Below are 12,121 nucleotides of genomic sequence, written 5' to 3'. Positions count from 1 at the left end.
CCACTGACATTCAGTGGCCTATGCAGATAAAACTTTTCTTCCTTTACGACGACGACGAGCTAATACTTTACGGCCATTTTTTGTGCTCATACGTGCACGGAAACCGTGTACCTTTTTACGCTTACGGTTATTCGGTTGGAATGTTGGTTTTCCCATTTATTACACCTCCCTGAGGATTAACTATATCTTAAAGACATTCTTGTAAATTATAAGGAACGAGCAGGTGCTTTGTCAAGAGTAAGAACGAAAAGGACGATCTTTCCTTTTCGTTCTTACTCTTGGCGGTGTGCGGAGCCGCTGCTTTGTCTTTAGCCTAAAGGAGCGCTCTTCTCCTTTAGGCGTGCAACGCGCGGAGCCACCGCCATCATGTTCGCTCGCTCTTTTGGAAAAAGACGCCTTTACCTTCTCTTTACTCTTAGCAGTTCACGGAGCCGCTGCTTTGTCTTTAGCCTAAAGGAGCGCTCTTCTCCTTTAGGCGTGCAGCGCGTGGAGCCACCGCAATCTATGTTCACTCTCTTCATAGCAGAAAGGCCGCCCTTGTCCTTTTTCTATCTACTCTTAGCGGTGTGCGGAGCCACCGTCTGGGTTTAAGCTTTTTGAGTGTTCTTCTCAAAAAGCGCACGGCGTGTAAAGTCACCACAACCTTTCTACTCTCTCAACAACAAAGGACGGCCGTCCTTTTCGTTCTTACTCTTGCTCTCTTCATGACAAATAGGACCGCCCTTCTCCTTTTCGCTTCTGCTTCTTATCTGCAGAGTACCCACACCATCATATTCACTCTTTCCATACAATGGATCGACCTTTTCCCTTTTGCCCTCACTTAAAATTCATGTCTCGACTCTAAATACCACTCTTTTTAATTTACGGATCCTCCAGAAGTCATTTCAACAATATATATTATAGAAAAAAATAATTTTTCTCTCTTTCGACAAAAACTCCACCTAGTTTTCCACATCTTCTAGAGCAATCTATTATCAATATGTAACTTTATCCCCCCCTCCTCATAACTCTTTCTAAAAAAATTCTATACCATTCCAAATAAAACAACATATTAAACAGCTTTTCATCATACTCTAATAAAAAACCCCGATTCTATTAACACCATGTGCAAAAGTTCCCCAAATCACACCTGTGGATAAACACTTTCTGACACCTTTCGACTTCTCCATGAATTTATCGACAAGTTACACACATATCTTGTGTTGTGGATAAAAACAGAACACAAGATACTGTGTTGTGTGGATAAATGTAACAAACCATTGCGGTTAAGGTATTTTTTTGCTATGATTGAATTGTTTTCACTCGTGGACAAGTAAAACTATATATTTTTTGTCCACAACCTGTGGGTAACTTTGTGGACATTTACTGATCGCTGTTAATTTAGTTGTCCACAAACTGTTTAGAACTCGCATTTTGACGTTTTTCTACTATATTATAATTTTTACACATTTACGTGTGAATGTATATTTATTCGACCACATCCACCAACTTGTACAAAAGTTCGACAAGTTGGTGGTCGTTCGTTCGTTATTCAGAAAAGAAGGAGGGGGAACTTTTGGAGAACATCCATGACCTATGGGAACAGGCCCTTGCTGAAATTGAAAAAAAAGTGAGTAAGCCTAGTTTTGAAACATGGCTAAAAGCCACAAAAGCCAATGATATTCAAAACGATATGATCATCATTACTGCACCTAATGAATTTGCACGTGACTGGCTTGAAGATCATTATGCAGAGTTAACCTCTGACACAATTGAACAAATCACCGGCACACGTCTCAAACCTAAATTCGTCATTCCTCAACACGAAATGGAAGATGATTTTATCCCTGAGCCAATACCAAGAAAGCAAGCAAAGGAAGAAGCCAATACTGCTAATACATCCAAAACGATGTTAAACGATAAATATATGTTTGATACATTTGTCATTGGGTCTGGTAACCGTTTTGCCCATGCGGCTTCTCTCGCTGTAGCGGAGGCTCCGGCTAAAGCATACAATCCACTTTTTATCTATGGTGGTGTCGGACTCGGAAAGACCCATTTGATGCACGCAATTGGTCATTATGTAATGGATAACAATCCAAATGCAAAAGTGGTTTATTTGTCATCAGAAAAATTCACAAATGAATTCATTAACTCGATCCGTGACAACAAAGCCGTTAATTTTCGAAATAAATATCGAAATGTAGATGTACTTCTTATTGATGATATTCAATTCCTAGCTGGGAAAGAACAAACTCAAGAAGAATTCTTCCATACCTTTAATGCTTTACATGAAGAATCGAAACAAATTGTCATCTCAAGTGACAGACCTCCTAAGGAGATCCCTACACTAGAAGATAGATTACGTTCACGATTTGAATGGGGCTTGATTACGGATATTACACCTCCTGATCTTGAAACGAGAATTGCTATCTTACGAAAAAAGGCTAAAGCTGAAAACCTTGATATTCCTAATGAAGTCATGCTTTACATTGCCAATCAAATAGATACGAATATTAGAGAGTTAGAAGGAGCGTTAATTCGCGTCGTTGCTTATTCTTCTCTTATTAATCAAGATATGAATGCAGATTTAGCTGCAGAAGCATTAAAGGATATTATTCCTAATTCGAAACCAAAAATATTAACGATAACTGATATTCAGAAGTTAGTTGGGGAGCATTATCATGTGAAGCTAGAGGACTTTAAAGCAAAAAAGCGAACAAAGTCGGTTGCTTTCCCAAGGCAAATTGCCATGTATTTATCAAGAGAACTAACAGATGCTTCATTGCCTAAAATCGGTAGTGAATTTGGAGGGCGCGATCATACAACCGTCATCCACGCACATGAAAAGATTTCTACATTGCTTGCTAGCGACCAAGAATTACAAGAAAAAATCCAAGAGTTAATGGATTTATTAAGAAATTAATTAGTATTAGGGATCATAGAACTTGTGAACACTGTGAATAAAACAAACCAGCCTATCAACACGTTATTAACATGTGGACAGGCTGGTATTTTACTTAAAAATCAAGTTATCCACAAATTCACAGTCCCTATTACTATTATTACTATTCTTTTAAAAACATAAATATATTAATTAAGGAGTTTTAATATGCGGTTTTCTATTAATCGTGATCGTTTCGTTCATGATGTTCAAAATGTAGCAAAAGCTGTTTCTTCGAGAACAACAATTCCTATATTAACAGGAATAAAAATTGTAGCTGGTAATGAAGGTCTAACTCTTACCGGTAGTGATTCGGATGTATCAATAGAAGTATTTATTCCTAAAGAAGAAGATGGATCTGAAATTGTTCAAATTGAAGAGAAAGGGAGCATTGTCCTACAAGCTCGTTTTTTCGCTGAAATTGTTAAAAAGTTACCTGGTACGAATGTTGAATTAATTGTTCAAGATCAATTTGCCACAACAATCCGCTCAGGTTCTTCTGTCTTTAACTTAAATGGACTTGATCCAGAAGAGTATCCACGATTGCCGCAACTTGAGGAGGATTTATTATTCCGTTTGCCTCAAGACATGCTAAAAAACATGATTCGACAAACTGTATTCGCAGTGTCCACTCAGGAAACACGCCCGGTGTTGACAGGTGTAAACTTGGAGACTGAAGAAGGTGAGTTGATCTGTACTGCAACAGATAGTCATCGTTTAGCTATGAGAAAAGCAACGATTGAGAAAAATGATGAATCATTGTCGTTTTCAAATGTGGTCATTCCTGGAAAGAGTTTAAATGAATTAAGTAAAATTATTGATGATACGAATGAACTGATTGATGTTGTTGTCACTGAAAATCAAATTCTTTTCAAATTGAAAAACTTACTATTTTTCTCAAGGTTGCTTGAAGGAAAATATCCAGTTACTAAAAGTATGATTCCTACTCAATCAAAAACATCGTTAAAATTAAAAACAAAACCATTTTTACAAACATTAGAACGAGCATTGCTACTTTCAAGAGAAGGAAAGAATAACGTCATTAACTTAAAAACGTTAGATGGGGGCAATGTTGAGATTACTTCCATTTCTCCTGAAGTAGGAAAGGTAACAGAGAATATTGAAACGGAGATGCAGGGAGAAGATATGCGAATTTCTTTTAACGGGAAAAATATCATTGATGCGTTAAAAGTTATTGATAGCGAAGATGTAAATATTACTTTTACAGGTGCGATGAGTCCGTTTGTTATTCGTCCGATTGAACATGACCATTATTTACATCTGTTTTCACCAGTCCGCACATATTAATCCATAAGAGGGATTGGCAAAAATCCTGCACGTTTAGTACAATAAAAGAAGAATAACAAAATGAACGAGAAAAAAGACAGCAACTCACGTATGAATTGCTGTCTTCGATTTGCTACATGACTAGCTAAGAATGATCTTAATACAGAAAGAGTGATAAACATGGATTCAATCGTCATTTCAACAGCTTACATAACACTGGGGCAAATGCTGAAAGAAGCGGGAATCATTGATACAGGTGGTATGGCTAAATGGTATCTTTCTGAGTATGTTGTCTTTGTAAACGACGAAGAAGAAAATCGCCGTGGGAAAAAGTTAGTACCAGGCGACATCGTAACACTTGAAGATGGAACGAAATTTCAAATTGTTGCGAAATAGGGGGAATCGCTTTTGTATATAAAGCAACTTACTCTCAGACAATTCCGCAACTATAAAAAAGTAGAATTATCGTTTCATAAACAAGTAAATGTCTTTCTAGGGGAGAATGCACAAGGGAAAACCAATATCCTTGAATCAATTTTTGTGTTAGCTCTTGCTAAATCTCATCGAACTTCTAAAGATAAAGAGTTAATTGGATGGGGCGAAGAATTTGCGCGAATTCATGGAGAGATAGCTAAAAAAACAAGCTCGTTAGACATTGAACTAATCCTATCGGTAAAGGGAAAGAAAGGGAAAATCAACGGGCTTGAACAGAAAAAGCTAAGTGAGTATGTTGGTGCGGCGAATGTTGTCATGTTTGCACCTGAAGATTTGAACCTTGTCAAAGGGAGTCCGCAAGTCCGTAGAAGGTTTTTGGATATGGAGCTAGGGCAAATTAGTCGTGTTTACTTACACCATTTAGGCATGTACCAAAAAGTGTTGAAGCAGCGGAACCACTTATTAAAAACATTGCAATTTGGTAAAGGTTCTAAAGAAATGTTAGATATCTTAACTGATCAAATGATTGTGTTAGCTGCAGAAGTGACGATAAGAAGATATGGGTTTATTAAGCGCCTGCAAACTTGGGCAGAGCAAATTCATCATGATGTCAGTAGAGGAAAAGAAAAATTAGAGATTCGGTATCTCTCATCCACAGACGTATCAGAAGACAAAGATTTGTCGAAAATAAAGGATGGATACTATCAAACATATCAAGAGTTGCGCGAACGGGAAATTCAACGAGGAGTGACCTTGTTTGGACCTCATCGTGATGACCTTGCTTTTTCTATTAATGAGCGAGATGTTCAAACGTATGGATCTCAAGGTCAACAACGAACGACCGCGCTTGCCCTTAAATTAGCCGAAATTGAATTGATTTATTCAGAAATTGGTGAATATCCTATTCTTCTTTTGGATGATGTCTTATCTGAATTAGATGATTATAGACAGTCGCATCTTCTTCGAACGATTCAAGGTCGTGTACAAACGTTTGTTACCACAACAAATGTGAGTGGAATTGATGAACAAACATTGAATCAAGCAGCGATTTTCCATGTTTCAGAAGGAACGATCACTAAGTAAATGAGGCGGTGACACATTTGTTTATACACTTAGGTGGAGATGTCATAATTAGGTCTAAAGATATTATTGCGATATTAAATTGTGATGTTAAAGAACAATCACAAATTACAAGTACGTATCTAAAAGAAGAAGAAAAGAGAAAAAAGAAAATTGTAATTTCAACTGATTATATTAAGTCAATCGTTCTAACCAATGAGGAAGTATATTATTCCCCGGTATCCTCTTTAACTTTAAATCGAAGAGCTCAAGGCAAAGCATTAATGGATCTCCACCATGAGCATGATGAAGACAGTGAGACGTCATAGATTTTAATTAAATCCAATGTTAAAATAGAGTGTTCATAAGAATTAGGCAATGGCTCCACTGATAGATGTAAGGTCATTGTTTGCAGGATGTAAAAAGGCAATTATGTCCTCTTTAGATCGATAATGAAGAATGAAGGTGAACAAAGTGACGAATGAACAACATTCAACACAACAGTCTTATGATGAAAGTCAAATACAGGTCTTAGAGGGCTTAGAAGCTGTTCGTAAGCGCCCTGGAATGTATATTGGTTCGACAAGTGCACGTGGATTACACCATCTTGTATGGGAAATCGTTGATAATAGTATTGATGAAGCAATGGCTGGTTACTGCGATACGATCAAAGTAACAATTGAAGAAGATAATAGTATTACCGTAGAAGATAACGGGCGTGGAATTCCAGTTGGTATTCATGAAAAGATGGGCCGACCTGCTGTTGAAGTTATCATGACGGTTCTCCATGCGGGAGGAAAATTTGGCGGCGGTGGATACAAAGTATCTGGTGGACTACATGGTGTAGGTGCTTCCGTTGTTAATGCTCTTTCAACAATTCTCGAAGTAAATGTACACCGCGAAGGGAAGGTTCATTATCAAAAGTACGAAAAAGGTGTTCCTGCAGCTGATTTAGAAGTGATTGGCGAAACAGAAAAAAGAGGAACTGTCATCCATTTCAAACCTGACGCTGAGATCTTTCAGGAAACAACGACTTATGACTTTGATACACTTGCTACGCGGTTACGTGAATTAGCATTCTTAAATAAAGGATTAACAATTGTTATAGAGGACAAGCGTGAGGACGGGAAAGAAGCAAAATATCACTATGAAGGTGGAATTGCTTCATTCGTTGAACATTTGAACCGTTCAAAAGAAGTATTACATGAAGAGCCGATCCATATTGAGAGTGAAAAGGATGGGCTAAATGTAGAAGTAGCTGTTCAATATAATGATAGCTATACGAGCAATATATACTCGTTTGCTAATAACATAAATACACACGAGGGTGGAACTCATGAGTCTGGGTTCAAAACGGGTTTAACTCGTGTTATTAACGATTATGCTAGAAAGAATAGTCTCTTTAAGGAAACGGACCCTAACTTAACTGGTGATGATGTTCGTGAAGGGCTAACAGCGATCATTTCTGTTAAAATCCCAGATCCTCAATTTGAAGGACAGACGAAAACGAAATTAGGAAATAGTGAAGCAAGAACGATTACAGATTCATTGTTTAGCGAACATTTCTCACGTTTTCTTATTGAACATCCACAAGTAGCTAGAAAAATTGTAGAGAAGGGCTTAATGGCATCTAGAGCTAGAGAAGCTGCAAAGAAAGCGCGGGAACTGACAAGACGAAAGAGTGCTCTTGAAGTTAGTTCTCTACCTGGGAAACTTGCAGATTGTTCTTCAAAAGATGCCTCAATTAGTGAGATTTATATTGTTGAGGGTGACTCAGCCGGAGGGTCAGCAAAACAAGGACGAGATCGTCACTTCCAGGCTATTTTGCCTTTACGTGGAAAAATTATTAACGTAGAAAAGGCTAGATTGGATAAGATACTTGCAAATAATGAGATTCGTGCAATGATTACGGCTTTTGGTACGGGAATTGGCGATGACTTTGATATTGAAAAAGCTCGCTACCATAAGATTATTATCATGACTGATGCCGATGTTGATGGTGCCCATATACGAACATTGATCTTAACGTTCTTCTATCGTTATATGCGTCCGTTAATTGAAAATGGCTATGTTTATATTGCACAACCGCCTCTTTATCAAATAAAGCAAGGTAAAGAAGTGAGTTATGTTTATACAGATAAGGAATTAGAAGAAGCGCTAAAAGAAATTCCTAATAAAGATAAACTAGGTATTCAGCGTTATAAGGGATTAGGTGAGATGAACCCAACGCAACTTTGGGAAACTACGATGGATCCAGAACATCGGACAGTGCTTCAAGTAACATTAGAAGATGCAATGAAAGCTGATGAAATATTTGAAATTTTAATGGGTGACCGTGTAGAACCGCGCCGTGATTTTATTCAAGAAAACGCGCAGTATGTGCAAAATCTTGATATATAGGCTTGAAGATGGAGGTTTAAGTAATGGCTGAGCAAGATCAATCTAGAGTGTTAGAAAGAAATATTAGTCAGGAAATGAAAGCATCCTTTATGGACTATGCGATGAGCGTTATCGTCAGCCGTGCCCTTCCTGATGTTCGTGATGGGTTGAAACCAGTACATCGTCGAATTTTATTTGCAATGAATGAATTAGGAATTACTTCCGATAAAGCTTATAAAAAGTCTGCGCGTATTGTTGGTGAAGTAATTGGTAAGTACCATCCACATGGTGACTCTGCCGTATATGAAACGATGGTTCGTATGGCACAAGACTTCAGCTTCCGCTATATGTTAGTTGATGGGCACGGAAACTTTGGTTCTGTAGACGGAGACTCTGCAGCAGCAATGCGTTATACGGAAGCGAAGATGTCAAAGATCTCCATGGAGCTTGTCCGTGATATAAACAAAGATACGATAGATTATCAAGATAACTACGACGGTAGTGAACGTGAACCGATCGTTCTTCCTGCAAGATTCCCTAATCTATTAGTTAACGGCGCATCTGGAATTGCTGTAGGGATGGCAACAAATATCCCTCCTCACCAATTGGGTGAAGTCATTGATGGTGTATTGGCCCTGTCAAAAGATCGTGACATTAGCATCCCTGAATTAATGGAGTATATTCCAGGTCCCGATTTCCCAACAGGAGCAGAGATTCTAGGGCGATCGGGAATTCGTAAAGCTTATCAAACTGGAAGAGGTTCGATTACATTACGCGCTAAATCTAGTATTGAAGAGCATAACGGTAAGCCGCGAATTATTTTTACTGAAATTCCGTACCAAGTGAATAAAGCTCGTTTAATTGAAAAGATTGCTGAGCTAGTTCGTGACAAGAAGATTGAGGGTATAACTGATTTACGTGATGAGTCCGACCGTACAGGGATGCGGATTGTAGTAGAACTAAGACGTGACGTAAATGCCAATGTATTACTCAATAATCTTTTTAAGCAAACGGCACTACAATCTAGCTTTGGAATCAATCTATTAGCATTAGTGGGCGGCCAGCCAAAAGTTTTAAACTTAAAAGAATGTCTTGAACATTATCTAGATCACCAAATTGAAGTCATCCGTCGTCGTACAGCTTTTGAACTTCGTAAAGCAGAAGCGCGTGCTCATATTTTAGAAGGGTTACGTGTAGCACTAGATCATCTTGATGAAGTCATTAGCCTGATCCGTGCATCACAAACAACGGAAATTGCTAGAAATGGCTTAATGGAACGTTTTGAACTTAGCTATGAGCAAGCTCAAGCGATTCTAGATATGCGACTTCAACGTCTAACAGGTTTAGAGCGTGACAAGATTGAGGGTGAATATCAAGATTTAGTTGCCCGGATTGCTGAATTAAAGGCAATTTTAGCTGATGAAGAAAAGGTACTAGAGATTATTCGTGAAGAGCTAACTGAAGTAAAGGATAAGTTTAATGATGAGCGTCGCACGGTAATTTCAATGAGTGAAGATAGCTTTGAAGATGAAGATCTAATACCACGTTCTAATATTGCCATTACGATTTCCCATAATGGATATATTAAACGTCTTCCAATTTCCACATACCGTAATCAAAGGCGTGGTGGAAAAGGAATTCAAGCGATGGGGACAAATGATAACGACTTTGTTCAACACTTGTTTACAACGAGTTCTCACCACACGATCCTTTTCTTTACAAACAAAGGAAAAGTGTATCGTCTAAAAGGATACGAAATCCCGGAGCTTGGGCGTACAGCAAAAGGGATTCCAATTATAAATCTCTTACAAATTGAACAAGGTGAGTACATTAGTACAGTCATACCTATTGAAGAGTTTACTGAGGATGCTTATTTATTCTTCTTAACCAAATATGGGGTTGCTAAACGTACTGAACTTTCTTCTTTTGCTAATATTAGAAAAGGTGGATTGTTCGCTATTAACCTCCGAGAAGATGATGAGCTCCATGGTGTTCGACTAACTGATGGAGAGCAAGAATTAATCATTGGTACAAAACAAGGGATGTCAATCAGATTCCCTGAAAATGATGTTCGTCTAATGGGTCGAACGGCAGCTGGAGTAAAAGGTATTTCCCTTTCTGAAGATGATCATGTTGTTGGAATGGATATTATCGAAGAAGGCCATGAAGTATTGATCGTTACAGAGAAGGGTTATGGAAAACGAACTCCAATTGAAGAATACCGTATCCAAAATCGCGGTGGTAAAGGAATAAAAACATGTAACATTACTGAGCGTAATGGGACTCTTGTCTCTTTGAAAGTCGTTTCTTCTGAGCATGATATTATGATTATTACGGCAAGTGGGGTTATTATCCGAATGAATGTTGATGGCATTTCAACTACTGGCCGTAATACGCAAGGCGTAACGTTAATCAGAGTAAATGAAGGCGAAGAGGTAGCTACGGTTGCTAGAGTTGACATTGACGATGAGGACGTTGAAGAAGACGTTGAAGAAACGGAATCAAGTGACGGCAATGAGGCAGTTGAAGAAGAGCAAGAAAATGTAGCTGAGGCAACGGAAGAAGAGGAAGAATAATATAATTGAGACTGTTAGGGAGCTCCCTGGCAGTCTTTTTATGTTAAAAAGGTCTCTTACCAAATCCGTAAATCTTCCTTTTCTTGGGTCTTTTTGTCGCGTATAATATTACTAGAGCTTGCAGCAGAAAGAGGGTTCCTACATGAAGGTGAAACCAAATCAATTAAAAAAAGGTTGTATTCTATTAAAAGATGTTCAGGGATTAACTGATTTGCCAATGATAAGAAAAAATACTGTGTTAACTGAAGAACATATTGAACTTCTTAAAGTATTTTTAATAGAGTCAGTAGAAGTAGAGTCGTTATTAACTAGTGGTGAGACGTTTAAGCCTATAGCGTTAGATAAGGAAACAGTTGAAACTTCGCAGGAACCTAAAACAGAAAAAGATTTCCTTCACGAATATTTGGAAGCGGTGAAACAATACAAGCAATTGTTTTTAAACTGGCAAGCTGGCGAAAAAGTTAGAATCGTTAAAGTTCGAGAAATATTTATACCCCTATTTGAGAGGATTATTAAGGAACCGGAAAACCTTCTTAAGCTCCATCATTACAGTAACAAAGAGGATTATTTTTATCATCATAGCGTGTATGTAGGCATTTTATCAGTATATCTTGGCTACAGGTTAAAGTACTCAAAAGGGGAGTATTTGCAGATTGGATTTAGTGGAGTTCTCGCAGATTCCGGAATGGCTAAAATTTCACCAGCAATTCTAAAGAAACCAGGTCCCTTAACATCTGTTGAATATGAAGAAGTAAAAAAACACCCTATTCATAGTTATAAAATGTTAAAAGGTGTTATGGGAATTTCAGATTCAGTCTTATTAGCAGTCTTGCAGCATCATGAAAGACCAGATGAAAGTGGGTACCCTTTAGGTGCAGGTGCAAAGAAACTGCACATGTTTAGTAAAGTTATTGCTGTTGCAGATGTATATCATGCAATGACATCGGAACGTTATTACCGTTCTAAGCGATCGCCATTCCAAGTAATAGAGGATATTTCAAAAGAGCAATTTGGTAAGTTTGATATCAAAGTTGTGCAAACATTAATTCAAAGTTTAGTTTTAGTAGCGGTTGGAAGTCAGGTTCGCTTAAGTAATGGGCAAGAAGCAGAAATTATATTTTTTGAACAAGAATCATCGACAAGGCCTATGGTTAAACTGATTGCGACTGGAGAGATTGTACAATTAACAAAAATACCTACTATCTATATTGAGGAAATTATAAATACATAAAAATAATAGTTGCATTAAACTTTAAGACTGTGGTATATTATTTCTTGTCGCCAAAACGATTTGAAAAATTAATAAAAAAACAATTTGACTTAGTAATTTGTTTTTGTTATGATAATCAAGTCGCTATAAACGACACGTTAGTTCTTTGAAAACTGAACAAAAGCCAAGCGAAAAAAGAGATACATGATATCTCAGGGATTTTTAAGAAAATCCCGTCATTTATTTAATTTT

At 37.7% G+C, this 12,121-nt stretch carries 9 protein-coding genes; 8 read left to right on the top strand and 1 reads right to left on the bottom strand.

The features are described from left to right. Window positions 1-18: 18 nt before the first annotated feature. Entirely contained in the window at window positions 19-156 is a 138-nt protein-coding gene (rpmH, locus tag MF646_RS10075; RefSeq protein WP_003323480.1) for a 50S ribosomal protein L34, read from the bottom strand. A 1,399-nt stretch (window positions 157-1,555) separates the two neighbouring features. On the opposite strand from rpmH, the gene dnaA reads away from it, so the two are divergent. The 8 genes from dnaA to MF646_RS10035 all read left to right on the top strand — a co-directional run bounded on the left by dnaA (window position 1,556) and on the right by MF646_RS10035 (window position 11,890). Further along, window positions 1,556-2,905 (top strand): chromosomal replication initiator protein DnaA, encoded by a 1,350-nt coding sequence (gene dnaA, locus MF646_RS10070; protein WP_250096375.1) that lies wholly within the window; start codon window positions 1,556-1,558, stop codon window positions 2,903-2,905. A 186-nt stretch (window positions 2,906-3,091) separates the two neighbouring features. Next, the gene (gene dnaN, locus MF646_RS10065; RefSeq protein WP_250096374.1) at window positions 3,092-4,231 is read left to right on the top strand and encodes a DNA polymerase III subunit beta; all 1,140 of its coding nucleotides are present in this window, start codon (window positions 3,092-3,094) and stop codon (window positions 4,229-4,231) included. Between the two features lie 159 nt (window positions 4,232-4,390). Further along, window positions 4,391-4,606: a S4 domain-containing protein YaaA gene (gene yaaA, locus MF646_RS10060; RefSeq protein WP_250096373.1), complete on the top strand. Its 216-nt coding sequence runs from the start codon at window positions 4,391-4,393 to the stop codon at window positions 4,604-4,606. A 12-nt stretch (window positions 4,607-4,618) separates the two neighbouring features. Further along, window positions 4,619-5,728 carry a DNA replication/repair protein RecF gene (gene recF / locus MF646_RS10055; protein ID WP_250096372.1) on the top strand — a complete coding sequence of 370 codons (1,110 nt, stop codon included), beginning with the start codon at window positions 4,619-4,621 and terminating at the stop codon, window positions 5,726-5,728. 17 nt (window positions 5,729-5,745) lie between these two features. Continuing rightward, a complete protein-coding gene (remB, locus tag MF646_RS10050) occupies window positions 5,746-6,033 on the top strand; it encodes an extracellular matrix regulator RemB (protein ID WP_250096371.1) in 288 nt (95 codons plus the stop codon). A 130-nt stretch (window positions 6,034-6,163) separates the two neighbouring features. Beyond that, window positions 6,164-8,104: a DNA topoisomerase (ATP-hydrolyzing) subunit B gene (gyrB, locus tag MF646_RS10045; protein WP_250096370.1), complete on the top strand. Its 1,941-nt coding sequence runs from the start codon at window positions 6,164-6,166 to the stop codon at window positions 8,102-8,104. A gap of 23 nt (window positions 8,105-8,127) precedes the next feature. Then, window positions 8,128-10,659 (top strand): DNA gyrase subunit A, encoded by a 2,532-nt coding sequence (gene gyrA, locus MF646_RS10040; RefSeq protein WP_250096369.1) that lies wholly within the window; start codon window positions 8,128-8,130, stop codon window positions 10,657-10,659. A 142-nt stretch (window positions 10,660-10,801) separates the two neighbouring features. Then, the gene (locus tag MF646_RS10035; protein WP_250096368.1) at window positions 10,802-11,890 is read left to right on the top strand and encodes an HD-GYP domain-containing protein; all 1,089 of its coding nucleotides are present in this window, start codon (window positions 10,802-10,804) and stop codon (window positions 11,888-11,890) included. Window positions 11,891-12,121: the final 231 nt, after the last annotated feature.

Origin of the sequence: Halalkalibacter alkaliphilus (assembly GCF_023555415.1) — a bacterium.
Lineage (GTDB): Bacteria > Bacillota > Bacilli > Bacillales > Bacillaceae_D > Halalkalibacter > Halalkalibacter alkaliphilus.
The sequence above is the reverse complement of the archived record's forward strand: the minus strand, read 5'-3'. Positions and strand labels throughout refer to the sequence as shown.

What these genes read in the sequence shown, in the direction of transcription:
- yaaA (WP_250096373.1), top strand. Translation starts at nt 4,391, where the DNA reads ATGGATTCAATCGTCATTTCAACAGCTTACATAACACTGGGGCAAATG.
- MF646_RS10035 (WP_250096368.1), top strand. Translation starts at nt 10,802, where the DNA reads ATGAAGGTGAAACCAAATCAATTAAAAAAAGGTTGTATTCTATTAAAA.
- gyrB (WP_250096370.1), top strand. Translation starts at nt 6,164, where the DNA reads ATGAAGGTGAACAAAGTGACGAATGAACAACATTCAACACAACAGTCT.
- dnaN (WP_250096374.1), top strand. Translation starts at nt 3,092, where the DNA reads ATGCGGTTTTCTATTAATCGTGATCGTTTCGTTCATGATGTTCAAAAT.
- gyrA (WP_250096369.1), top strand. Translation starts at nt 8,128, where the DNA reads ATGGCTGAGCAAGATCAATCTAGAGTGTTAGAAAGAAATATTAGTCAG.
- rpmH (WP_003323480.1), bottom strand. Translation starts at nt 156, where the DNA reads ATGGGAAAACCAACATTCCAACCGAATAACCGTAAGCGTAAAAAGGTA.